Annotated in this window: 22 protein-coding genes and 2 pseudogenes; 23 read left to right on the top strand and 1 reads right to left on the bottom strand. The window is 32.4% G+C overall.

Going from position 1 to position 25416, the window contains the following annotated elements; all coding sequences use genetic code 11:
* Positions 1–141: 141 nt before the first annotated feature.
* From rnjB to rny, 13 genes and pseudogenes are all read left to right on the top strand, one after another.
* Positions 142–1815, top strand: coding sequence for a ribonuclease J2 (gene rnjB / locus KA824_RS07410; RefSeq protein ID WP_019468700.1), 1674 nt, complete (start codon positions 142–144; stop codon positions 1813–1815).
* A 278-nt stretch (positions 1816–2093) separates the two neighbouring features.
* Positions 2094–2970 (top strand): annotated as a pseudogene (locus tag KA824_RS13010) (cell division protein FtsK); the annotation flags it as partial.
* Between the two features lie 104 nt (positions 2971–3074).
* Positions 3075–4529: pseudogene (locus KA824_RS13005) on the top strand (DNA translocase FtsK); the annotation flags it as partial.
* Between the two features lie 2 nt (positions 4530–4531).
* Positions 4532–5245, top strand: coding sequence for a GntR family transcriptional regulator (locus tag KA824_RS07400; RefSeq protein WP_181187464.1), 714 nt, complete (start codon positions 4532–4534; stop codon positions 5243–5245).
* 10 nt (positions 5246–5255) lie between these two features.
* A complete protein-coding gene (yfmF, locus tag KA824_RS07395; protein WP_107386240.1) occupies positions 5256–6545 on the top strand; it encodes an EF-P 5-aminopentanol modification-associated protein YfmF in 1290 nt (429 codons plus the stop codon).
* Positions 6545–7831, top strand: coding sequence for an EF-P 5-aminopentanol modification-associated protein YfmH (gene yfmH / locus KA824_RS07390; RefSeq protein ID WP_107386239.1), 1287 nt, complete (start codon positions 6545–6547; stop codon positions 7829–7831). The genes yfmF and yfmH overlap by 1 nt, the downstream gene beginning before the upstream one ends.
* A 3-nt stretch (positions 7832–7834) precedes the next feature.
* Positions 7835–8539, top strand: coding sequence for an elongation factor P 5-aminopentanone reductase (ymfI, locus tag KA824_RS07385; protein ID WP_107384815.1), 705 nt, complete (start codon positions 7835–7837; stop codon positions 8537–8539).
* Positions 8540–8730: 191 nt separating this feature from the next.
* Entirely contained in the window at positions 8731–9561 is an 831-nt protein-coding gene (locus KA824_RS07380) for a DUF3388 domain-containing protein (RefSeq protein ID WP_019468706.1), read from the top strand.
* A 31-nt stretch (positions 9562–9592) separates the two neighbouring features.
* A complete protein-coding gene (locus KA824_RS07375; protein WP_107384814.1) occupies positions 9593–9985 on the top strand; it encodes a helix-turn-helix domain-containing protein in 393 nt (130 codons plus the stop codon).
* Positions 9986–10038: 53 nt separating this feature from the next.
* Entirely contained in the window at positions 10039–10617 is a 579-nt protein-coding gene (pgsA, locus tag KA824_RS07370; protein WP_107384813.1) for a CDP-diacylglycerol--glycerol-3-phosphate 3-phosphatidyltransferase, read from the top strand.
* 228 nt (positions 10618–10845) lie between these two features.
* On the top strand, positions 10846–11991 hold the full coding sequence (locus tag KA824_RS07365; RefSeq protein WP_107386238.1) for a CinA family nicotinamide mononucleotide deamidase-related protein: 1146 nt from the start codon (positions 10846–10848) through the stop codon (positions 11989–11991).
* Positions 11992–12161: 170 nt separating this feature from the next.
* Positions 12162–13217, top strand: a complete 1056-nt coding sequence (gene recA, locus KA824_RS07360) for a recombinase RecA (RefSeq protein WP_107383979.1) — start codon at positions 12162–12164, stop codon at positions 13215–13217.
* A gap of 330 nt (positions 13218–13547) precedes the next feature.
* Positions 13548–15107: a ribonuclease Y gene (gene rny, locus KA824_RS07355; RefSeq protein WP_019468711.1), complete on the top strand. Its 1560-nt coding sequence runs from the start codon at positions 13548–13550 to the stop codon at positions 15105–15107.
* A 415-nt stretch (positions 15108–15522) separates the two neighbouring features.
* On the opposite strand, the gene KA824_RS07350 is transcribed toward rny, so the two are convergent.
* Complete coding sequence (locus KA824_RS07350; RefSeq protein WP_019468712.1) at positions 15523–15738, bottom strand: hypothetical protein; 216 nt, start codon at positions 15736–15738, stop codon at positions 15523–15525.
* A 165-nt stretch (positions 15739–15903) separates the two neighbouring features.
* On the opposite strand from KA824_RS07350, the gene KA824_RS07345 reads away from it, so the two are divergent.
* The 10 genes from KA824_RS07345 (at position 15904) to thiW (ending at position 25061) form a co-directional block, all read left to right on the top strand.
* Positions 15904–16695: a TIGR00282 family metallophosphoesterase gene (locus KA824_RS07345; RefSeq protein ID WP_107505257.1), complete on the top strand. Its 792-nt coding sequence runs from the start codon at positions 15904–15906 to the stop codon at positions 16693–16695.
* 110 nt (positions 16696–16805) lie between these two features.
* Positions 16806–18566, top strand: a complete 1761-nt coding sequence (locus KA824_RS07340; protein ID WP_107383976.1) for a 2-oxoacid:acceptor oxidoreductase subunit alpha — start codon at positions 16806–16808, stop codon at positions 18564–18566.
* Positions 18567–19433: a 2-oxoacid:ferredoxin oxidoreductase subunit beta gene (locus tag KA824_RS07335; RefSeq protein ID WP_019468715.1), complete on the top strand. Its 867-nt coding sequence runs from the start codon at positions 18567–18569 to the stop codon at positions 19431–19433. It abuts the gene before it with no gap.
* A 144-nt stretch (positions 19434–19577) separates the two neighbouring features.
* Entirely contained in the window at positions 19578–20201 is a 624-nt protein-coding gene (locus tag KA824_RS07330) for a poly-gamma-glutamate hydrolase family protein (protein ID WP_107383975.1), read from the top strand.
* A 130-nt stretch (positions 20202–20331) separates the two neighbouring features.
* Positions 20332–20955: a poly-gamma-glutamate hydrolase family protein gene (locus KA824_RS07325; protein WP_107383974.1), complete on the top strand. Its 624-nt coding sequence runs from the start codon at positions 20332–20334 to the stop codon at positions 20953–20955.
* 68 nt (positions 20956–21023) lie between these two features.
* Positions 21024–21425, top strand: coding sequence for an RrF2 family transcriptional regulator (locus KA824_RS07320; RefSeq protein WP_107383973.1), 402 nt, complete (start codon positions 21024–21026; stop codon positions 21423–21425).
* A 456-nt stretch (positions 21426–21881) separates the two neighbouring features.
* On the top strand, positions 21882–22178 hold the full coding sequence (locus KA824_RS07315) for a thiamine-binding protein (protein ID WP_019468719.1): 297 nt from the start codon (positions 21882–21884) through the stop codon (positions 22176–22178).
* Positions 22179–22637: 459 nt separating this feature from the next.
* Positions 22638–24179 (top strand): tRNA (N6-isopentenyl adenosine(37)-C2)-methylthiotransferase MiaB, encoded by a 1542-nt coding sequence (miaB, locus tag KA824_RS07310; RefSeq protein WP_107383972.1) that lies wholly within the window; start codon positions 22638–22640, stop codon positions 24177–24179.
* The gene (locus tag KA824_RS07305; protein WP_107383971.1) at positions 24179–24538 is read left to right on the top strand and encodes a YlbF/YmcA family competence regulator; all 360 of its coding nucleotides are present in this window, start codon (positions 24179–24181) and stop codon (positions 24536–24538) included. Before miaB ends, KA824_RS07305 begins: the two co-directional genes overlap by 1 nt.
* Before the next feature lie 34 nt (positions 24539–24572).
* Entirely contained in the window at positions 24573–25061 is a 489-nt protein-coding gene (thiW, locus tag KA824_RS07300; protein WP_107386229.1) for an energy coupling factor transporter S component ThiW, read from the top strand.
* The last annotated feature ends 355 nt before the right edge of the window (positions 25062–25416 follow it).

Genomic DNA, 25416 nt, shown 5'->3' with positions numbered 1-25416 from the left:
TTTACATAAAAATAAATCATCCAATTATATATTTTAAAACAACTAAAGTAGCTACTTTAATAGTGTACATAAGGCCTATTTTAACTTATAATAAACTATGAGTTTATATATGGACGGGTAATTTAAATAGGAGGTAACATTTTGAGTTTAATTAAGAAAAAGAATAAAAATATTCGTATTATCCCTCTCGGAGGCGTTGGGGAAATTGCGAAAAATATGTATATCGTTGAAGTAGACGATGAAATGTTTATGTTAGATGCGGGACTGATGTTTCCAGAAGATGAAATGTTGGGTGTAGATATTGTTATTCCTGATATTCAATATGTGATAGAAAATAAAGACAGATTAAAAGGTATATTCCTAACGCACGGCCATGAACACGCGATAGGTGCTGTTACTTATGTGCTTGAGCAAGTTGATGCGCCTGTTTATGGTTCTAAATTAACAATTGCATTAATCAAAGAAAATATGAAGGCTCGCAATGTAAATAAGAAAGTTAGATATTATACTGTTAATAATGAATCAATTATGCGCTTTAAAGGTGTTAATGTCACATTCTTTAACACTACACATAGTATTCCAGATAGTTTAGGTGTTTGTATACACACTTCTTATGGCGCGATTGTATACACTGGGGAATTCAAGTTCGATCAAAGTTTACAAGGACATTATGCTCCAGATTTGAAAAAAATGACTGAAGTTGGACAAGATGGTGTATTTGCTTTGATCAGTGACTCGACTGAAGCAGAAAAGCCAGGTTATAACACGCCAGAAAACGTGATAGAATCTCATATGTATGATGCGTTTACAAAGGTGAAAGGTAGATTGATTGTTTCATGCTATGCATCTAATTTTATTCGTATTCAACAGGTTTTAAACATTGCGCAAAGATTAAATAGAAAAGTATCTTTCCTAGGGCGTTCGTTAGAAAGTTCATTTAATATCGCTAGAAAACTTGGTTATTTTGATATTTCTAAGGATTTACTAATACCAATTAATGAAGTTGAAAATTATCCGAAAAATGAAGTGATAATTATTGCAACTGGTATGCAAGGAGAACCAGTTGAAGCATTAAGCCAAATGGCACAAAAGAAACATAAGATAATGAATATTGAAGAAGGAGATTCGGTCTTCTTAGCAATTACTGCGTCTGCTAATATGGAAGTGATTGTTGGAAATACGCTTAATGAACTCGTTCGTGCAGGAGCAGAAATCATTCCCAACAGCAAAAAAATTCATACTTCAAGTCATGGTTGCATGGAAGAATTAAAAATGATGATTAATATCATGAAGCCTGAGTATTTCATTCCGGTAAATGGTGAATTTAAAATGCAAATTGCGCATGCTAAGTTAGCTAATGAAGCTGGCGTCCAACCTGAGAAAATATTCCTAGTGGAAAAAGGCGATGTAGTAAACTATGATGGTGAAGAAATGATTTTAAATGAGAAGGTCAATTCCGGCAATGTGCTCATTGATGGTATTGGTGTAGGTGATGTTGGTAACATCGTGTTACGTGATCGTCATTTACTTGCTGAAGATGGCATCTTTATCGCAGTCGTAACACTAGATCCCAAGAATCGTAGAATTGCCGCTGGTCCAGAAATTCAATCACGTGGTTTTGTTTATGTAAGGGAAAGTGAAGCTTTATTAAATGAAGCTGAAGAAAAAGTGCGTGAAATCGTTGAATTAGGTTTACAAGAAAAACGTATTGAATGGTCAGAAATCAAACAAAATATGCGTGATCAAGTAAGCAAATTGCTTTTTGAAAATACAAAACGCCGTCCAATGATTATTCCGGTAATATCTGAAATTTAATAATTTCTATTCTAAAATAAAGAGGTTAAGACAGACGCTTTGGTAAGGTTATTTAAAAGTAAATTGTATATATGTTATATCTAAACAAGATATATACAACCTTTAAATATACTGGAGCGAATAATGTCTTACCTCTTTTATGTTATTATAAGTATATAATAAAATGATTTTTATAGAATTTAAAATCATATTTATAATTTGTATTATCACTTGATATTAAAATACACAAATATGATTCATATACATATCGAAAAAACAGAGTTGAAAAGAAGGTGTGAATGTTGGCACAAACGAGAAAGAGCTCAACAACAAAGAAAAAAACATCGAATACAAGAAAGAAAACTGCAAATAATAAAAAAAGGAAAAGTGATAGTCCATTAAGATATATTATTGCGATAGTAATTTTTATTGCTATCATTCTTGGTGTTTTTCAATTGGGCATTATAGGCACAATGATAGATAGTTTTTTTAATTACTTATTTGGCACAAGTAGGTATTTAACTTATATCTTAATTTTGATAAGTACTGTATTTATTACTTACTATAAGGCATTGCCGAAGACGAGACGTACAACAGGTGCATTTGTTTTACAAATTGCATTATTACTTGTGACTCAAACAGTGTACTATTTTATGCATAGAGCTCAATCATTAAGAGAACCCGTGTTATCATATGTTTATAAATCTTATGAACATAATACATTTCCAAATTTTGGTGGAGGATTATTTGGACATTACTTATTGGCATTATTTATACCACTCATTTCAATTGTCGGTGTAATTATTGTAACGCTATTATTAATAGCTTCTAGTTTTATCTTATTGACAAAACAAAGACATAGAGATGTGTCTAAAGTTGCTTTTGAAAAGATGAAAGTAAAAAGTCAAGATGCTTCTGCAAATCTTAAAGAACGCCGTAAAGAAAATAAAATTAATAAAGATGCTAAAGCACGTATAAAAGCCGAAAAAAAAGCCGAAAAAGCAACTGAACAAGCACAAACTCAAAATAATGTTAAGGATGTAACTGATCTACCAGAGATAAGTAACAACACTCCTGAACAACAATCAATTCCAATTTATGGACATAACGATTATAAAGATGAAGATAATAAACAAACACAAACTCAAAACAAGAGAGCGAAACGCGTATTTGATCAAAATAATCAAAGTACAATCCAAAAATCAAATCCAGAAGATAACGTAATCATTGATCAACCAGTTAATGAATTAGAAGAAAGTGAAGCACAAGATGAAGATGCGGCTTCAAATTCCATATCTGAAGCTGGAGAAGTAGAAAATGAAGCATATAAAATACCACCATTAACATTATTGAAACAACCAACTAAACAGAAATCGACTTCTAAAGCAGAGGTGCAGAAAAAGGGGCAGTTGTTAGAAAACACATTGAAAAACTTTGGTGTAGATGCTAAAGTGACTCAGATTAAAATAGGCCCAGCAGTGACACAATATGAAATACAACCCGCTCAAGGGGTTAAAGTGAGTAAGATTGTTAATCTGCATAACGATATTGCCTTAGCCTTAGCAGCTAAGGACATACGTATCGAAGCACCAATACCTGGACGATCTGCTGTAGGTATAGAAGTACCGAATGATAAAATTTCGCTTGTTTCTTTAAAAGAAGTATTAGATGAAAAATTTCCTGCTTCTAATAAGTTAGAAGTAGGACTAGGTAGGGATATTTCAGGTGACCCTATTACAGTAGAACTTAACAAAATGCCTCATTTACTTGTAGCAGGTTCTACAGGAAGCGGGAAATCTGTTTGTATCAATGGTATTATTACAAGTATCCTATTAAATGCAAAGCCACACGAAGTTAAACTTATGTTAATTGATCCGAAAATGGTAGAATTAAATATATACAATGGTATCCCTCATTTACTCATACCTGTTGTAACCAATCCGCATAAGGCATCACAAGCTTTAGAAAAAGTAGTAGCAGAAATGGAAAGACGGTATGACTTGTTTCAACATTCTTCTACTAGAAATATTGAGGGATATAATGAAGCAATTAGAAAACAAAATGAAGAGTTAGATGAGAAACAATCTGAGTTACCATATATTGTTGTTATAGTAGATGAGTTAGCAGATTTAATGATGGTTGCTGGTAAAGAAGTAGAAAACGCAATACAAAGAATCACACAAATGGCACGTGCAGCAGGTATTCACCTAATAATCGCAACACAACGTCCTTCCGTAGATGTAATTACTGGTTTAATAAAAAATAATATACCTTCTAGAATTGCTTTTGCTGTGAGTTCACAAACAGATTCTAGAACGATTATTGATAGCGGTGGTGCAGATAAATTACTTGGTAAAGGTGACATGCTTTATGTTGCTAATGGTGGATCTACTAGAACTAGAGTTCAAGGTGCGTTTTTAAGTGACCAAGAGGTTCAAGACATTGTAAATTATGTCGTAGAGCAACAAAAAGCGAATTATGTAAAAGAAATGGAACCAGATGCGCCTGTTGAAAAATCAGAAATGAAGAGTGAAGATGCCTTGTATGATGAAGCGTATTTATTTGTAATTGAACAACAAAAAGCAAGTACATCGTTATTACAAAGACAATTTAGAATTGGTTACAACCGTGCTTCTAGATTGATGGATGATTTAGAACGTAATCAAGTGATTGGACCACAAAAAGGCAGTAAACCTAGACAAATACTTGTGGATTTAGATAGTGATGAGGTGTAAATATGGAATTGACTTCTGTTTATAAAGTAAAAGAATGGCTGTTACAAGAGATAAATACGAGAGCATTGAAACCAGGAGATGCTTTACCTAGTAACCTTGCAGTTGCTAGAAAATTAAATGTTAAAACAGATGACGTATACGATGCAGTTGATGAACTAATTACTGAACAAGTGTTATCTAATAATTTAGAAGAAGGTGCAAGTGTTAAAACGCTGCACCCGTTCTTCTATCCATTAGATGAATTGGTTAGTATCAGTAAAATGATTGAAAATCAAGGTTATCATGCGAGTACGGAGTATATAAGCTTAGACGAAAAACCTGCGACATCTTTAGATGCCCAGAGATTAAATCTTCCTGAAAAAGCGTTAGTAACAATTATTGAACGCGTGAGAATGGCTGACCGTATGCCAGTTGTTTATTGCTTAGATAAGCTACCAGCAGAAGATTTAACATGTGCGCAGTATCAAAATAGTGATGAATCGTTGTTAAACGCAATTGAATATTATGCTTCGAAAAAAGTTGCATATGCAGAAACTGGGATAGAGGCTATTGGTTATGAACCACATATATCAGACATATTGGATGCCTCACCACATGAAGGGCTTATGTTGTTGAAATTAATTCATTATGATAAAAATGATCAACCAATACTTTATTCTTTTAATTATTTCAAAAGTAGTTTAGTAAAATTTAAAACGGTTAGAAATAGTATATAATAACAAAATTATGAAAGTGAGGTTTGACAATTTGAAAATAAATGAACAGCAAAATGATTTGCATATTAATGTGTTACCAACAACAAAGTTCAAAACAACCACAATTACTTTAAAATTTATGGCCCCGTTAGATAGTGAAACCATGACAGCGCGATCAATACTCAGTAAATTACTCGTGCGTGCCACTAAAAAATGGCCGACAGACAAGGCGTTTAACCGTCATCTTTCAGAATTGTATGGCGCGTATGTTAATAGTTTTGTCTCAAAATTTAAAGACAAGCATGTCATAACGATATCATTGGAGTTAGTCAACGAACGCTATCTTACTGATCAAACACCATTATTTGAAAAGGGTTTAGATTTGTTAACAGAAATGATTTGGCACCCTTTAGTTTCTAATGATAGTTTTGATGAAAACTTTGTTTCACAAGAAAAAGCTTTACTAACTAAAAAATTAGAAGCAATGGTTGATAATAAATCTCAAATATCTTTTTTAAATTTATTGAAGTATATGTTTGGTGAACAGCCGTATCGTCACCTAGCATCAGGGCAAGTAGATTACATAGCAAATATAACACCCGAAACTTTATATCATACATATCAATCTATGCTACAGAACGACTATTGTGCTGTTTATGTCGTAGGTAATGTAGATGAACAAGAAGTAAAATCTCAAATCAAAACTTATTTTGATATAAAACCATTCCAATTCAAACAATCTCATGCGACGCCAGTACCACAAGCAGATAAAGTTCCACAAGAGATCGTTGAGACAGATGAAGTGGACCAAGCTAAATTAAATATTGGATTTAAACTGCCAGTACAATTTGGAGATAAACAATATTTTGCTAGTGTTGTTTTTAATACCATGTTTGGCGGAGATCCCTCTTCCGTTTTGTTTAACGAAGTTCGAGAAAAACAAAGTTTAGCGTATTCAATTCATTCGCAAATAGATGCAAAAAATGGTTTTATGTTTGTGCTTAGCGGTGTTTCATCTGATAAATATAGCGTAGCAAAAGATACAATTATTGCGGAATTTGAAAAGTTCCAGCAAGGTCAATTTAGCGAAGAAAAACTGGAACTTGCTAAGAAAATTATTATTTCTCAACGTCAAGAGTCGTACGATCGTCCTAAACGTATCATAGAGATATTGAATAATAATATTTTATTAGAGCATGATATATCAGAGGATGATTACATTAAACATATTCAAGATGTTAATAAATCTGAAATCATAGAATTAGTGAAAAACATAGAACTCAATACAATTTATATACTAACGAAAGGAGGTCAACAATAATGCAAAGCACATATTACGAGCAAATAGATGAAACTGTTTATGAAACTGAGTTGAATAATGGGTTAAAACTATTTGTGATACCTAAAACAGGCTTCCAGAAAACATTTGTTACATATACAACGCAATTTGGTTCTTTAGACCGTAAATTCAAACCACATGGTAGTGAAGATTATGTTACTGTACCAGATGGTGTTGCACACTTTTTAGAACATAAACTATTTGAAAATGAAGAAGAAGACTTATTCACAGCATTTGCAGAAGATAATGCACAAGTAAATGCATTTACTAGTTTTGACCGAACAAGTTATTTGTTTAGTGCAACAGATAATGTTGAAAGCAATATAAAACGCTTGTTAACGATGGTTGAAACACCGTACTTTACTGAGGCATCTGTAAATAAAGAAAAAGGTATTATTGCTGAAGAAATTAAAATGTATCAAGAACAGCCTGGCTATAAAATGATGTTTAATACGTTGAGAGCTATGTATGAATCACATCCAATTCGAGTTGATATAGCTGGTAGTGTAGAAAGTATTTATGAAATAACTAAAGAAGATTTATATCTTTGCTATGAAACATTTTATCATCCTTCTAACATGGTTTTATTTGTTGTTGGAGATGTAGATGTAGACCATATTTACAATGTTGTTGCAGACCATGAAAATCAAAGAGATAAAACGAATCAATCTCAAATAGTAAGAGATCCGTTAACAGAACAAGACAGCGTAAGAGAAAACATAGTAACTGAAAAGATGAAGTTACAATCACCTAGAATTATGCTTGGCTTTAAAAATACACCATTAGTTGATGTGCCAGATAAATTATTAGTAAAAAAAGATTTAGAAATGACTTTGTTTTTTGAATTATTATTTGGTGAAGAAACTGATTTTTATCAAATGTTGCTTAATAAAGAGTTGATAGATGAAACATTTGGTTATCAATTTGTATTAGAACCTACATATAGCTTTTCCATGATTACCAGTGCAACACAACATCCAGATAAGTTAAAAAAATTACTATTAGATGAACTAGAAGCAAAACAGGGTAATTTAACTGATGTAGAAGCGTTTAATTTATTGAAAAAACAATTTATTGGAGAGTTTATATCCGGTTTGAATTCCCCTGAATATATAGCAAACCAATACACAAAACTTTATTTTGAAGGTGTAAGTTTATTTGATTTATTAGATATTGTAGAAAGTATTACGTTAGAAAGCGTAAATGAAACGGCGCAAACGTGTTTGAATTTATCCCAAATTGTTGATAGTCGTTTGGAGATGAAATAAACAATGAAAGCTTTGGTTATAGGTGGTTCAGGATCTATAGGTTCTGCAATCGTTAATCGTTTGTTGTCTGATGGATATGAAGTCATCATCCATTACAATAATGCTGATATCAATCAACTAAACGTTCAGTTCAACCATAGTTCAGTACAATTTATACAATGCGATTTGCGCAATGTAAATGATTTTAATCAATATTTTCATTTTATAAAAAATTTAGATTGTCTTATTTATGCCAGTGGAACCGCGTTGTATGGTCAGTTGCAAGATATGACAGATGCAATGATTGATGAGCATTATCAAATTCATGTGCGCCAATTAATTAGAATATGTAGATATTTTGTAGACCAGTTACGACAAAGTCATAATGGTCGAATTGTAGTTATTTCATCAATTTGGGGAGAAACAGGTGCAAGTATGGAAACAATCTATTCGGCGATGAAATCAGCTCAAATTGGTTTCGTAAAAGCATTGAGCCAAGAACTATCAATGACTTCAGTCACTGTGAACGCCATCGCACCCGGTTTTGTGAGCGGTAATATGTTAAAAGCTTGGGGAGAAAGTGAGCTTGAAACTTTGACTCAAGAATTACCACAACAAAGGTTTATTGAGCCTGAAGAAGTTGCACATACCTGTAGTTACCTTTGCAATCCATTAGCTAAAAGTGTGACTGGTACAATACAAAAAGTGAATGGCGCTTGGTATTTATAATTTTTGATATAATTAAAAAAATAAACCACTTGTGAAACATTCAATGATATAATATCAATATCATTCATTCATTACATTTTAAAATTATTTATGCTGTACTATGCTTTTTTCATTTAATAGATAACTAGAAATGTGATAGATTTTAGTCAAAGCTAATTGCTGTGATTTATAAACTAAGGGGTGTATATGCCATGACAGTTGCTGCAAAAAAAGAATGGTATTTAGAATATGAAATAACAATGAACAGAGCCGGACTGCTAGGTGATGTTTCCAGTTTGTTAGGTATGATGGGTATAAGTATTGTTACTATAAATGGTATTGATGAAGGTAGAAGAGGTCTATTAATTAAATCTGATAACCTTGAAAAAGTTAGTAGATTTGAAAATATCGTTAGTGAAATTGATGATATCTCTATTACTAAATTGCGTAAACCAGAATTGCGAGACCGATTGGCAGTACGACATGGCAGATACATAGAACAAGATGCTGCTGATAAAAAAACATTTCGTTTTGAAAGAGAAGATTTGGGTTTATTAGTAGATTTTATGGCCGAATTATTTAAAGAAAAAGGTCATAAATTAATCGGTATTAGAGGTATGCCAAGAGTGGGTAAAACTGAATCAATTGTAGCCGGTAGTGTCTGTGCACACAAACGTTGGTTATTTATTAGTTCTACTTTAATTAAGCAAACTGTTCGTAGTTCACTCATAAAAGGTGAGTATGATTCTGATCACGTCTATATTATTGATGGTGCGGTTACGGCAAGAGAATCCAACCAAAAACATCAAGAATTAGTAAAAGAGGTTATGAGCTTACCAGCAATTAAAGTTGTAGAGCATCCTGATTTATTTGTGGAAACCAGTGATTATGAGATGAGTGATTTTGATTACATCATTGAACTAAGAGAAAATAAAAATCAAGAAATCCATTATGAAGAAATGAAAAAACACACTGTAAAAAGTAAAAATAATCTTGATTTCGGTGACGATGTTTTCGGTGGAGGTTTTGGATTTTTTGAATAGCAAAAGATAATGGATGAGGAGGACTAACATCGTGAGTTTAGTTGGTCAAACTTTAAAAGGACGTCGCGAAAGATTAGGTATGACATTAACAGAATTAGAAAATCGAACAGAAATTAAACGTCAAACTTTGACACTCATTGAAAAAAATGATTTTGAGTCACTTAAAAATGCAGATTATGTAGAAGGTTTTATCCGTAAATATGCAAAGGCTGTAAATATTGATGCTGAACAGCTTATTCATGCACATAGAGATGAAATTCCTAATCATGATAATAACTTGAAAGATACAATTGACGCTTTTTCTTCTGATCATCAACCTAGTTATCGCAGTAAAAACAAAGAACCTTTGCAGTTAGCAGTAGTAATAAGTCTGGTGATTATTATCACTGCCATACTGTGGATATTAGCAGTATTATTTTTATAAAAATATTTTCGTGCATTTGTAGTAAGTTATATATATAGAAATGAGGATTTGAAATGAATATTCCGAATTGGATAACTGTTTTTAGAGTTATATTAATTCCAGTATTTCTATTATTCGCTTTAGTAGATTTTGGTTTTGGTAATGTAACTTTTATTGGTGGATATGAAATAAGAATCGAATTATTGATTAGTGGTGTTATCTTTATTATTGCCTCGTTAAGTGATTTTGTAGATGGTTATTTAGCAAGAAAATGGCAACTCGTTACAAATATGGGGAAATTTTTAGACCCATTAGCAGATAAACTACTTGTTTCAAGTGCTTTGATAGCATTAGTTGAAATTGGATTAACAAACTCCTGGGTAGCGATTATCATAATTGCACGTGAATTTGCGGTCACAGGGTTGCGATTATTACAAATCGAACAAGGTTTTGTAAGTGCGGCTGGGCAATTAGGTAAAATTAAAACGGCCGTTACGATGATAGCGCTAGTATGGATTTTACTTGGTGACCCATTAGCAACGTGGATTGGTTTTCCAATAGGTCAGGTGCTTTTATACATTGGGGTATTCTTTACTGTTCTTTCTGGTATTGAATATTTCTATAAGGGTAGAGATGTATTCAAAGCCAAATAATATGAGTTTAATTCTGACAATCATGAATTCAACTGGAAAGTGTTTTTTAAAGCACATTTCCAGTTTTTTGTTGAAATAGTATGTTTTGTAACAGAATGCTGATTCATCAAAACAGAACAATTTACAAACGAAATTTTAGTTTTTAAATAGAGTTAGATTTATAATAAAAATAAGTAATTTAACATGTTAAATAGCGAAATGGTTATTTGCGAACGAGGAGGAAAAAGCGTGAATATATCAATTATAGCGGTTGGATCTGAATTATTACTGGGTCAAATTGCAAATACCAATGGTCAATATCTGTCAAAATTATTTAATGATATAGGACACAGTGTTGTAGAACATATTGTAGTAGGAGATAATCCTAAAAGACTTGAACGAGCTATACATTCATCATTAGAGCAGTATGATGCTGTTATTCTTACTGGTGGACTAGGACCTACTAAAGATGATTTAACGAAGCATACGATAGCTCAGATATTAGATCGCAATTTGGTGACGGATGAAAAATCATTGAAGTATATTGAGCAATATTTTAAAGATCAAAATGTTGAGATGACACCGAACAATAAACAACAAGCATTAGTCATTGAAGGTGCAATAGTTTTAGATAATAAAGTAGGTATGGCACCAGGCATGTTGATTGAACATAACGATAAACATATTGCTTTATTACCTGGTCCACCTAAAGAAATGCAACCGATGGCAAAACATGGCTTATTACCATATTTTTTAAATGGAGAAAGCATTATTTTTTCAGAATTATTGCGTTTTGCAGGTATAGGTGAATCCAAAATTGAAACTATTTTAATGGACTTAATAGATAATCAAACGAACCCTACAATTGCCCCTTTAGCAGGTACGCATGAAGTGAATATAAGATTGACGGCGAATGGTGATTCAAAACAAGAATGTGAAGCATTAATAGCACCAGTAAAAAAAGAAATACTATCACGTATTGGTGATTATTATTATGGATCGGATGACGTTTCCATTGAAGCAGCGTTTTTAAAACATATGAAGCAATCATTTGCAATCTATGATGGTGTTACAGATGGTGAATTATACTCGAGAATGAAAAATAATGATGATTCAAATAAACTCTTGGGTATGTTACCGCATCATCAACAATTTATAAATCTAAAAGAGGGTATTGAGCGTCAACTGTCAATATCATGTCGTATCGTTAAAGATTTATATAATGCGGAGATAGGTATTTCATTATTACATGAAAATGGTACAGTATACTTAGGTATTTTAGAAAATGAATATCTAACAATTAAATCATTTAAAATGACGAAAAATAGAAATTTAATTAAAAAAAGAGCACAAAACTATACATTGATCCGATTATTAAATTATTTTAAAGCATAAATGATTAAATCAAAACAAGTAATAATTAGTACGTACGTTCCCTTTTTGTAAAAATCGTTCTGTTATTAGCGAACAAATATTCGCAAAATGCTTGCAGAATACTTTAAATCAATGTATAGTATGGTTAAGATATTTTTCAGAGATAAATCTCATTTAGGAGGTCCAGCGTTTTGGATAATGATCGTCAAAAAGCTTTAGATACAGTAATTAAAAATATGGAAAAATCATTTGGTAAAGGTGCAGTAATGAAACTTGGTGATAATGAAGCACGTAAAGTTTCTAGTGTATCAAGTGGTTCAGTAACTCTAGATAACGCATTAGGAGTTGGTGGTTACCCTAAAGGTAGAATTATAGAAATATACGGACCAGAAAGTTCCGGTAAAACAACAGTTGCATTACATGCCATAGCTGAAGTACAAAAAAATGGTGGCATTGCCGCATTTATTGATGCTGAACATGCTTTAGACCCAGTTTATGCTGAAGCATTAGGTGTTGATATTCAAAATTTATACTTGTCTCAACCAGATCACGGTGAACAAGGCTTAGAAATTGCTGAAGCATTTGTTAGAAGTGGTGCGGTAGATATCGTTGTTATCGACTCTGTAGCTGCGTTAACGCCGAAAGCTGAAATTGAAGGTGAAATGGGCGATACACACGTCGGTTTACAAGCGCGTTTAATGTCACAAGCGCTACGTAAATTGTCTGGCGCTATTTCTAAATCAAATACAACTGCTGTATTTATAAATCAAATTCGTGAAAAAGTTGGCGTTATGTTTGGTAATCCTGAAACGACACCAGGTGGACGTGCATTGAAATTCTATAGCTCAGTGCGTTTAGAAGTTCGTCGTGCTGAACAGTTGAAACAAGGTCAAGAAATTGTTGGTAACAGAACAAAAATTAAAGTGGTAAAAAATAAAGTAGCGCCTCCATTTAGAGTGGCAGAAGTTGATATGATGTACGGCAAAGGTATCTCGAAAGAAGGCGAACTCATTGATCTCGGTGTAGAAAATGAAATCGTCAATAAATCGGGTGCTTGGTATTCTTACAATGGTGAACGTATGGGTCAAGGTAAAGAAAACGTTAAACTATATTTAAAAGAAAATCCAAAAGTTAAACAAGAAATCGACCAAAAATTGCGAGAAAAACTTGGTATTTTCGATGGTGACGTAGATGAAAAAGAGGAAGAAGAAGCAACAGCTACACTTTTTGATGAAAAAGATGAATAAATTATATTTTGACGTAAAATAAAAATTTTTCCTTATAAAATAAGCTTATATTTTAAAATATAGGCTTATTTTTTTGTTATAACATACAGGTTTAAAATTATTAAATAAGAATATTTTATGATGAAAATACAACAAGAAATAGACAATAGCAGTAACTATAACTAATTTAATGTAAAATGAGCTATTCAAATAATGAATTAATGTAGTTGCACACCTTGACACTTCTTAGTTTGAAACCGTACAATTACATTGTATGATTCTTATATAACTTCATATAATCATATTGAATTTGATATACAGAGCAAAATCCTAGAAAAAGGGGGTGTTTGTGTGAATTTATTAAACCTCCTACTCATTTTGCTAGGTATTATTCTCGGAGTTGTTGTAGGGTATATTATTGCCCGAAATATATTGCATCAAAAGCAATTACAAGCAAGACAGACTGCTGAAGATATTATCGAACATGGTAATAAAGAAGCAGAGAATATCAAGAAGGAAAAGCTCCTTGAAGCTAAAGAAGAGAATCAAATCTTAAAAGAGCAAAGTGAAAATGAACTTCGTGAAAGACGTGGTGATCTTCAAAGGCAAGAAGCACGACTTCTTCAAAAAGAAGAAAACTTAGAGCGAAAATCTGATCTTTTAGATAAAAAGGATGAGATTTTAGAGCAAAAAGAGTCTAAACTTGAAGAACGACAACAACAAGTAGATGCAAAAGAGAGTAGTGTTCAGTCATTAATAAATAAGCATGAACAAGAATTAGAACGCATCTCTGGTCTCACTCAAGAAGAAGCTGCCAATGAACAACTTCAAAGAGTCGAGGAAGAATTGTCACATGATATTGCAATACTTGTTAAGGAAAAAGAGAAAGAAGCAAAAGAAGCAGTCGATAAAAATGCAAAAGAACTATTAGCAACTACTGTACAACGGTTAGCTGCAGAGCATACTTCAGAATCTACAGTATCAGTTGTTAATTTACCAAATGACGAAATGAAAGGTCGAATTATTGGTAGAGAAGGTAGAAATATAAGAACGTTAGAAACGTTAACTGGTATTGATTTAATTATAGATGATACACCAGAAGCAGTTATTCTATCAGGTTTTGACCCAATTAGACGCGAAATTGCAAGAACTGCATTAGTAAATCTTGTTTCAGATGGACGCATCCATCCTGGAAGAATTGAAGATATGGTTGAAAAAGCTCGAAAAGAAGTGGACGATATTATAAGGGATGCTGGTGAACAAGCAACATTTGAAATTAATGTGCATAACATGCATCCAGATTTAGTTAAAATTCTAGGTCGTTTACAATATCGTACTAGCTATGGTCAAAATGTGTTAAAACATTCTATAGAGGTTGCTCACTTAAGTGGCATGTTAGCAGCTGAATTAGGAGAAGATGTTACATTAGCCAAACGTGCTGGACTACTTCATGATGTTGGTAAAGCTATTGACCATGAAGTTGAAGGAAGTCACGTTGAAATTGGTGTGGAATTAGCTAAAAAATACGCTGAAAGTGAAACAGTATTAAATGCTATACACTCACATCACGGTGATGTAGAACCAACTTCTATTATTTCTATATTGGTTGCAGCAGCAGATGCTCTATCAGCTGCTAGACCAGGTGCTCGTAAAGAGACGTTAGAAAATTATATTAGAAGATTGGAAAGACTAGAAACACTTTCAGAAAGCTATGATGGTGTTGAAAAAGCATTTGCAATCCAAGCTGGTAGAGAAATTCGGGTTATTGTATCACCAGAAACTATCGACGACTTAAAGTCACATCGCTTAGCAAGAGATATTAAGAGCCAGATTGAAGACGAACTTCAATATCCTGGTCATATAAAAGTGACAGTTGTTCGTGAGACTAGAGCAATTGAATACGCAAAATAATAAATAAAAACATAATTAACTTATGAAATAACTGCTAGCAGAGAAGTAAAACTTTGTTGGCAGTTATTTTTAGTTTGTGAAAAATAATGTGATTTTTAACACATTGAGAAAGTATCAATATATGATGGGAAATCGCTCTTTTTTGAATTAACATACCTTATTAGTAATGATTTTGTAATAGCTGAAAAAAATGAAAAATGATGTGCGTGACAGGCTACAAACTCAGATTATGTAAATCGTATCGTCAGGCAAGTATAGCACAATCAAAATTGTAAATGTTTAAATTAAAAAAGAGATTGGGAAGTCATTTTTTGACTATATAAATGAGTCTGAAACATCATTGATGTCCCAGACTCATTGTTTTGAAACTAAGCATTATATCTTAGTCTTTGTTATTCCTATGCGTTACGATTAGTTATTTTAACTCTAAGTCTACTTTCTGCAATTCTTTGATTACTTCAGCAGTGTCATAACAACTAGTGGAGATATTGGCATATCTTTCAGCAAGCCTATAAGCATTGATATATAACTCTAAGCTATCTTTAGCAATATCTTCCGGATTGTCACTATTTGCAGGGTTTGCAGAAACAACTAAGTCAGCAAAATGTTGTGGATCAATATTAATTGACATTTCTTACATACAACTCCTATTTTTTGAAATGATACTTAACTATAATATAAATATTACCACCAATCTGAAATTTAAAACAAAGTAATGTTTATGAATATTTATTAAAGAGCCTTTTCATCATAGATAATTTCAATTAAACTAACAGTAAGAGAGGATGACACGTAAATGAGAATTTTATTTATTGGGGATATTGTTGGCAAAATAGGTAGAGAAGCTATTTCAAACTATTTACCCAAGTTGAAACAAACTTATAAACCTACCGTTACAATAGTAAACGCAGAAAATGCAGCTCATGGTAAAGGTTTGACTGAAAAAATATATAAATCTTTACTAAGAGAAGGCGTTGATTTTATGACAATGGGAAATCATACATATGGTCAACGTCAAATATATGATTTTATAGAGAATGCCAATCGGATGGTTCGTCCAGCCAATTTTCCAGATGAAGCGCCTGGTGTTGGTATGCGCTTCATTCAAATTAATGAAATCAAATTGGCTATCATTAATTTACAAGGAAGAGCATTTATGCAAGACATTGACGATCCTTTTAAAAAAGCAGATGCATTAATAGCTGAAGCACAAAAAGAAACAGATTATATCTTTGTTGACTTTCATGCTGAGACTACTTCAGAAAAAAATGCAATGGGATGGTATTTAGATAATAGAGTTAGTGCTGTTGTTGGTACTCACACACATATCCAAACTTCAGATGAAAGAATATTACCTGGAGGCACTGGATATATTACAGATGTAGGGATGACTGGTTACTACGATGGTATACTTGGCATTAATCGTGAAGAAGTGATTACTCGCTTTATCACGAGCTTACCACAAAGACATGTCGTTCCTGATGAAGGTCGAAGTGTATTATCAGGTGTAATTATAGATTTAAATAAAGATGGTAAAACAAAACGTATAGAACGTATTCTTATTAATGATGACCATCCTTTTAAATAATCGTCCATTAGTATGAATTTTTAATTAAACCGCTCTTTTCATAGTAAAAGCGTGGTTTGTTTTGGTATGATGAAATATGAATTATTATAACCACTAGGAGGCTAGATGATATGAAATCTCAAGTATCATGGAAAGTGGGCGGACAACAAGGTGAAGGTATTGAATCAACAGGTGAAATCTTTGCCACTGCTATGAACCGTAAAGGATACTATTTATACGGATATCGTCATTTTTCAAGTAGAATCAAAGGCGGTCATACAAATAACAAAATTAGAGTATCAACATCACCAGTGCATGCAATTAGTGATGATTTAGATATATTAATCGCATTCGATCAAGAAACAATCGAATTGAATCACCAAGAAATGCGTAAAGATAGTGTGATTATTGCTGATAGTAAAGTTAAACCAGAAAAGCCCGAACATTGTGAAGCACAATTGGTTGCGCTTCCTTTTACTGCTACTGCGAAAGAATTAGGCACGACTTTAATGAAAAATATGGTCGCTGTTGGTGCAACATGTGCCGTAATGAACTTAGATATCTCAGATTTCGAGACACTTATCACCAATATGTTTACTAAAAAAGGTGATAAAGTTGTAGAAATGAATATTGAAGCATTGAATGAAGGTTATCGATTAATGAACGAGCAATTAAGTACTGTTGATGGTGATTTTGTTTTAGAAACAACAGAAGGCACACCACACCTATATATGATAGGCAATGATGCGATAGGTTTAGGTGCGCTGTCAGCCGGTTCAAGATTTATGGCAGCATATCCTATTACACCAGCATCTGAAATTATGGAATATATGATTGAAAACTTACCTAAAGTTGGAGGTACTGTTGTACAAACTGAAGATGAAATCGCTGCAGCAAATATGGCAATTGGCTCCAACTATGCTGGCGTACGCGCATTTACAGCAAGCGCTGGACCTGGTCTTTCACTCATGATGGAAGCCATTGGCCTATCTGGTATGACTGAAACACCATTTGTTGTTATTAATACACAACGCGGAGGTCCATCCACTGGATTACCTACCAAGCAAGAACAATCAGACCTTATGCAAATGATTTACGGTACTCATGGTGATATACCTAAAATAGTAGTAGCACCTACTGATGCTGAAGATGCATTTTATCTTACAATAGAAGCTTTCAATCTTGCTGAAATGTATCAATGCCCTGTAATCATTTTAAGTGATTTACAATTGTCATTAGGTAAACAAACTGTAGAATCATTAGATTATAATAAAATCGAAATAAATCGTGGAGAAACGATTCAATCAGATATAGAAAGAGATGAAGATGATAAAACATACTTCAAGCGTTATGCGTTGACTGAAAGCGGTGTCTCTCCTAGACCAATCCCTGGCGTTAAAGGGGGCATACATCATGTTACGGGTGTGGAACATAATGAAGAAGGTAAGACAAGTGAAGCAGCTGATAACAGACAACAACAAATGGATAAACGTATGCGAAAAACAGAGCATCTATTGATTAATGATCCTGTTGAAAATGATGCGTTTCATGAAGCAGCAGATATACTTTATTTAGGTTTCATTTCTACTAAAGGCGCGATTCAAGAAGGTAAAGAAAGATTAGAGCACCAAGGTTTGAAGATTAACCATTTACAAATTCGACAATTACATCCATTCCCAAGCAAAACGATACAAGATGCGGTTGATAAAGCTTCAAAAGTTGTAGTTGTTGAACATAATTATCAAGGTCAACTTTCAAATATATTAAAAATGAATGTGAACGTTGGAGATAAGTTGATTAATCAAACGAAATATGATGGTACGCCATTCTTACCAAATGAAATAGAATCCAAAGGATTAGAAATTGCCAAAAATTTAAAGGAGTTGGTATAAGTGGCAACATTTAAAGATTTTAGAAATAATGTGAAGCCCAATTGGTGCCCTGGTTGTGGAGATTTTTCTGTTCAAGCAGCGATTCAAAAAGCAGCTGCAAATGTTGGACTAGAACCTGAAGAAGTTGCAATTATAACAGGTATCGGGTGCTCAGGTCGCTTATCTGGTTACGTTAATTCATATGGTGTTCATGGCATTCACGGCCGTTCATTACCATTAGCACAAGGCGTGAAAATGGCTAATAAAGACTTAACAGTTATTGCTTCCGGTGGTGATGGTGACGGTTATGCGATTGGTATGGGACATACGATTCATGCACTACGTAGAAATATGAATATGACATATATAGTGATGGATAACCAAATCTATGGTTTAACAAAAGGACAAACATCACCATCTTCAGCACAGGGTTTTGTGACTAAATCTACGCCTAAAGGCAATATTGAGAAAAATGTTGCGCCATTAGAGCTTGCATTGTCTTCAGGTGCAACATTTGTTGCTCAAGGTTTTTCTAGTGATATCAAAGGATTAACTAAAATGTTGGAAGATGCAATTAATCATGATGGTTTTTCATTCGTTAACGTATTCTCTCCATGTGTGACATACAATAAAGTAAACACTTATGATTGGTTTAAAGAAAATCTTACCAATATTGATGAAATTGAAGATTTTGATACGACCGATAAACAAAAAGCGACTCAAAAAGTTTTAGAATATAATTCATTACTTAAAGGTATCGTATATCAAGACACAGAAACACCTTCCTATGAATCCCAAATTGAAGAAATAGAAGGCACAGCACTAGCGAAAAAAGATATTCACCTTGATGAACAACAATTCAAAGACTTAACAAAACAATTTGTATAGTAGTTTATCTACTTAAATAGTAACCAAAAGCGTAAAATAACTAGCTGATCACAAAAAGATGATTTTCATAGAAAAATCATTGTTTTATATTTGTGGATCAGCTATTTTTATATATAAACATTAAAAGTGGAGGCATAGAGAAAGATGGTTGATCATTTTGTGACAATGAAGGAATTACTAACATACACACACGAAGGTGAAGATTGGGAAATTCAAACGTGCGAAAGAGATTCACCTGTACTTATTACTGCTGTCCATGGAGGGGCTATAGAAAGAGGTACAACTGAAATTGCACAATATTTAAGTGAAATAGGAAATTTCAGTTTTTATAGTTTTAAAGGTGTAAGAAAAAATAAAAATAATGAACTTCATGTTACATCAACTCATTTTGATGAACCCAAATTAAAAAAGATTGTGAGCGAACATGCCCAAGTTATTTCTATTCATGGTTGTATGGGTGAGAAAAATGAAGTGTATATCGGTGGTAGAGATGAAGCGTTAATTACGCGCATAAAACAAGTATTAAATGAAGCAGGATTCATTATAAAGGATGCACCATCTCATATTTCTGGTAAACAACAAGATAACTTTGTCAATTGTGGCAAGAATGGTATGGGAGTACAGTTAGAATTGACCGTTAACTTTAGGAAGCAATGTTTTGTTAATAAAAAATTTAATCTAAAAGATCGAGAAGATCGTTCAAATTGGTCAACTTATTTAAAAGAATTTTCGGAAGCAATGATTAAGGCAATCACATACTATAAATAATTAACTGCAAATTGCTCAGAAGCAAATGTAAAAATTCTGTTAATAAACTAGCAAAAACTTAACAGTGATTTAAGATAGTGGACGCTAAAGTGTGGTAAATAAAAAAGTACATTTATATAGGAGGTGGAATATGTCTGATCGATTTAAGTCTATGACGGAATTAATGGATCTTACAGAGGAAAATACGGATTGGATCATTAATACTATTGAGCGAAATAGCAATGTTATAATAACTGCAATTCATGGAGGAGCTATTGAACCTGCTACTACCGAATTGGCGGAATTAACAGCTGAGAAAGGTGGTTTTGACTACTTTACTTTTAAAGCAATTAGAACAAAAGCTAATGCAGAATTACATGTGACCTCCAGAAACTATGATGAACCTAAATTAATGAAAATGATTGCTAATAATCCATATGCCATCGCTATACATGGTTGTAAAGGTGAAGATGAAATTATTTATATGGGTGGTAAAGACGAGCAATTAATGGATGCAATGACAGAAGAATTTGAAAAACTAGGGATAGATGTCAGACAAGCGCCATCACATATGTCTGGTGCACATGATGACAATATTATTAATTGTTGTAAAACTGAAAAAGGTGTACAACTCGAATTAACCTCAGGAATAAGAAAAAAATTGTTTGAAAATGGACGCTATAATAAAAAAAGTAGAGAAAACAGCAGTAATTGGACTCAGTTTATGTATGATTTTGCACAAGCAATCATTAATGCGACTAAAAACATTGCATAATATTGAAAAGGAAAACATAATAAGTTATTATAGATTTATTATATCTATAATAGGAAGATGATGAATTTATGAAATTTTCAAAAGCGACTGATTATGCTTTACACGCATTGTTATTTATGATTAATAACCAAGGGGACCAAAAAAAGATTCCTGTACAAGATTTAGCATCAGTTTTAAGTGTTTCTACAACTTACTTATCAAAAGTACTGACACGTTTAGTAAAAAGCAATATCATTTCTGCTAGTAGTGGTGCTAAAGGTGGGTATCAATTAAAAAATGGTTGGGATTCAGTATCTATTTATGATGTCATAATTACGATTGATGGGAAGCAAAGTTTATTAGAAGACTCCTTTAATCACGATGAAGGTTGCCCGATTAAAGCTATAATGGAAGATGCTGAAACAACATTGATAACAACATTGAAACAAAAAAAATTAACAAGTTTAGATAAAAATAGAACAAGTAAATGAATTTATAGTATAGAAATAGGAAATGATAAACTATTTCTATACATTATTTTAAATTTATTATAGATATTAAAAATCTTTAATATATGTATAAATAAAAGGAATGGAATTTGAAGATAGTAGTGTTATATAAATAGAAGGTGCATTTACACAAATGATGTTTGACACCGAATTCGATTTCTTTAAATAATATAGAGCTACACCTGGATAAACAAGGAAAAATCTAATCGACATTTTATGGAATAACCAATATTAATAGGTTGTATGTAGCTAGAGTGGTTAAAGATAACTTTGTTAGTCAATTAATTGATGCTGCTGCGAATGGAAAGAACATTGCTAAAAATATGATGATGGATCTTATAGATGAAACCTATCGATAAACAAAGCTTTAGAATTCTATACCTTAGGTTAATGTTTTGGTAAACTGAAGATAAGTAAAATTTAAGGGGTTGAATAAGTATGAATGATACTTTAATGAGCGTACAAATTATTCCAAAAACTACTAATGGTGAAGACGTTATACCTTACGTAGATGAAGCAATTAAAGTGATAGATGATTCTGGTTTAGAATATCGCGTTGGACCACTAGAAACAACTGTGCAAGGTGAAATGAATGAATGCTTAATATTGATTCAAAAGCTTAATGAGCGAATGGTAGAACTAGAAATACCAAGTACCATCAGTCAAGTAAAATTTTATCATGTTCCTGAAGGTATCACGATTGAAACATTAACTGGAAAATACGATGAAATCTAAGTGATTGTCATGTTAGTTAGATATTGGCTATTGATGTTATAAAGATAAAATTAAATTGTTAACTATTTAAGGTACATCGTTAATTTAGTTAAATTTACTAAATAATACGGAAGTACCTTATTTTTTGTGGGTAAAACCAAGGATAGTTTTATATGAAAATATTATAATAGTAAGAGGTACACTTAAAGATAATTCGATTTTTCACGATGATTTAACTACATATTTCTGTTATCGACCAATATATATATAAGTAAAAGGAGTTTTTGTTATATAAATTTTTAAATCAAAGTTGATTATTTTATATGACTTTTGCACTTTAGTGCTAAATTTAATATAATGAAATAATGATTATAGATAAAGTTATAGAACTTTGAACGACTCGATTGTTAAACAGCGAGATAGAATCTATTTTAAAGCGTTTGTTCTTAGTTTTTATGATATAGAAAGGGTTTTGTTAGCGTGAATGAAGAACAAAGAAAGCAAACTTCTATAGATGTGTTGGCCGAACGCGATAAGAAGACAAAAGATTATAGTAAGTATTTTGAGCATGTATACCAACCACCAAGTTTAAAAGAAGCACGTAAACGTGGTAAAGAAGAAATACATTATAATCGCGATTTTCAAATTGATGAAAAATATCGTGATATGGGTAAAGGGAAGACATTTTTAATAAAAACATATGGTTGTCAAATGAATGCGCATGATACAGAAGTCATGGCAGGTATTTTAAGTGCTTTAGGTTATCAAGCAACGGAAGAGATAAATGAAGCGGATGTTATATTAATTAATACTTGTGCAATTCGTGAAAATGCAGAAAATAAAGTGTTTAGTGAGATTGGCAATTTAAAACACTTAAAAAAAGAAAAACCTGAAACGGTCATTGGTGTTTGTGGTTGTATGTCGCAAGAAGAATCAGTCGTCAATAAAATATTAAAATCATATCAAAACGTGGATATGATTTTCGGTACTCATAATATACACAGACTGCCTGAAATACTTGAAGAAGCTTATCTATCGAAAGCAATGGTAGTGGAAGTTTGGTCTAAAGAAGGCGATGTAATTGAAAATTTACCTAAGGTCAGAAAAGGCAATATAAAAGCATGGGTAAATATCATGTATGGTTGTGACAAATTCTGTACATACTGTATTGTGCCATTTACACGAGGAAAAGAGCGGAGTAGAAGGCCACAAGATATTATTGATGAAGTTAGAGATCTAGCACGTCAAGGATATCAAGAAGTTACATTATTAGGTCAAAACGTTAATTCATATGGCAAAGATATTGATGGATTGGAATATGGACTTGGTGATTTACTTGAAGATATTTCGAAAATAGATATTCCGAGAGTACGTTTCACTACGAGTCACCCATGGGATTTTACTGATCGTATGATAGAAGTGATTGCTAACGGTGGGAACATAGTGCCGCATGTTCATTTGCCTGTACAATCAGGAAATAATGCTGTACTTAAAATTATGGGACGTAAATATACAAGAGAAAGTTATTTAGATTTAGTAGATCGTATTAAGTCTAAAATACCTGACGTTGCTTTAACAACAGATATTATTGTTGGTTATCCAAACGAAACAGCAGAACAATTTGAAGAAACATTAACTCTTTACGATGAAGTAGCATTTGAACATGCATATACGTATATCTATTCACAAAGAGATGGCACGCCAGCGGCTAAAATGAAAGACAACGTACCTTTAGAGGAAAAAAAGGCTAGACTACAACAGTTAAATAAAAAAGTAGCTTATTATTCTGAACAAGCTATGACACAATATGAAGGACAAACGGTTCAAGTTCTATGTGAAGGTGCTAGTAAGAAAGACGATACTGTACTCGCGGGTTATACAAATAAAAATAAACTTGTTAACTTTAAGGCGCCTAAAGAAATGATCGGAAAAATTGTTGATGTAAAAGTTGATGAAGCAAAACAATTTTCGTTAAATGGTACATTTTTAGGAGTTAGTGAAAAAGCAGTGGTGACACAATAATGTATGAAAAAGATGAAATATTAGCTGAAGCAGATAAACTCAGCCAACGTATTCAATCATTAGACACTGTCAAAGAATATCAAGCGATTGAACAGCAAATTCATCATAATAAAAATATTGAGACACGCATGAAAGACTTGAAAAAAACACAGAAACAGTCTGTTAATTTACAAAATTATGGTAAACATCAGGCATTACGTCAATCTGAAGATAAAATTCAAGATATTGAGCAAAATATCAATGTTATACCTATTGTTGAAGAATTTAGAGAATCACAAGCAGAAGCGAATGACTTATTGCAAATGATGATCAGTACGATGTCAAACCGTTTAAATGAAATTCAACAAGATAAAGATTAATACGTAATCCACTTGTAGAAAGGAAATGAACAATATGAAAACAAGAAAATTAACACTAACTGCGATATTGATTGCTATTAATGTAGTGTTAAGTAGCATTGTTGTTATACCTTTAGGGCCTATTAAAGCGGCACCTATTCAACATTTAATCAATGTTATATGCGCGGTATTTGTGGGACCTTGGTTTGGTTTGGCACAAGCGTTTATATCTTCGTTGTTAAGAATGCTATTTGGCACCGGTAGTTTCTTTGCATTTCCTGGAAGTATGGTTGGCGTATTATTAGCAAGTGGTTTTTACTATTATCGAAAACATATTTTTATGGCAGCAGTAGGTGAAGTTATAGGTACAGGTATCATTGGTAGTATCATGTGCATACCTTTAGCTTGGTTATTAGGCTTTAATAATTTTGCTGTAAAGCCTTTAATGATAGCTTTTATTGTATCAAGTGTGATTGGTGCAATGATTAGTTACATCGTTTTAATGATTATGAAAAGAAAAGGTATTTTAAAACGCTTCTTATAAATATGTAAATATGAAAAGGTTAAGTTTCATTACTTTTAACATATAAAAGAATTAATTATAATGTAGATTTGTAATTAACTATTTGTATGTGCAAATGAGACTTAATCTTTTTTTTATAAATTTTATATATCAATCAGCGAATTAATGAAGTTTTTATATCAATCTGACCCTGTAAGCATAAGCGTAAAAGCTAAAGTTATGTTAAAATTTAAGAGTTAAATGGACAATAAAATCTCAGGAAAATGGTTTGAGAGTACAAAACGATAAAGTAGTAAAATTCCTGATATAAAGCATAAATATCAATCAGATGAACAATTGAAAAGTCATCTGATTTAATGATTTACCATACATAAGT

The organism is Staphylococcus sp. GDY8P198P, assembly GCF_017891615.1.
GTDB lineage: Bacteria > Bacillota > Bacilli > Staphylococcales > Staphylococcaceae > Staphylococcus > Staphylococcus cohnii.
Note: the sequence above shows the minus strand (reverse complement) of the source record. Positions and strands in the feature narration are given on the sequence as shown.

Excerpts from the sequence above, each read along its gene's own strand:
- KA824_RS07400 (WP_181187464.1), top strand. The coding sequence starts at position 4,532 with ATGGAATTGACTTCTGTTTATAAAGTAAAAGAATGGCTGTTACAAGAG.
- yfmF (WP_107386240.1), top strand. The coding sequence starts at position 5,256 with ATGAAAGTGAGGTTTGACAATTTGAAAATAAATGAACAGCAAAATGAT.
- yfmH (WP_107386239.1), top strand. The coding sequence starts at position 6,545 with ATGCAAAGCACATATTACGAGCAAATAGATGAAACTGTTTATGAAACT.
- ymfI (WP_107384815.1), top strand. The coding sequence starts at position 7,835 with ATGAAAGCTTTGGTTATAGGTGGTTCAGGATCTATAGGTTCTGCAATC.
- KA824_RS07380 (WP_019468706.1), top strand. The coding sequence starts at position 8,731 with ATGACAGTTGCTGCAAAAAAAGAATGGTATTTAGAATATGAAATAACA.
- pgsA (WP_107384813.1), top strand. The coding sequence starts at position 10,039 with ATGAATATTCCGAATTGGATAACTGTTTTTAGAGTTATATTAATTCCA.
- KA824_RS07350 (WP_019468712.1), bottom strand. The coding sequence starts at position 15,738 with ATGTCAATTAATATTGATCCACAACATTTTGCTGACTTAGTTGTTTCT.
- KA824_RS07345 (WP_107505257.1), top strand. The coding sequence starts at position 15,904 with ATGAGAATTTTATTTATTGGGGATATTGTTGGCAAAATAGGTAGAGAA.
- KA824_RS07340 (WP_107383976.1), top strand. The coding sequence starts at position 16,806 with ATGAAATCTCAAGTATCATGGAAAGTGGGCGGACAACAAGGTGAAGGT.
- KA824_RS07330 (WP_107383975.1), top strand. The coding sequence starts at position 19,578 with ATGGTTGATCATTTTGTGACAATGAAGGAATTACTAACATACACACAC.
- KA824_RS07325 (WP_107383974.1), top strand. The coding sequence starts at position 20,332 with ATGTCTGATCGATTTAAGTCTATGACGGAATTAATGGATCTTACAGAG.
- KA824_RS07320 (WP_107383973.1), top strand. The coding sequence starts at position 21,024 with ATGAAATTTTCAAAAGCGACTGATTATGCTTTACACGCATTGTTATTT.
- KA824_RS07315 (WP_019468719.1), top strand. The coding sequence starts at position 21,882 with ATGAATGATACTTTAATGAGCGTACAAATTATTCCAAAAACTACTAAT.
- KA824_RS07305 (WP_107383971.1), top strand. The coding sequence starts at position 24,179 with ATGTATGAAAAAGATGAAATATTAGCTGAAGCAGATAAACTCAGCCAA.
- thiW (WP_107386229.1), top strand. The coding sequence starts at position 24,573 with ATGAAAACAAGAAAATTAACACTAACTGCGATATTGATTGCTATTAAT.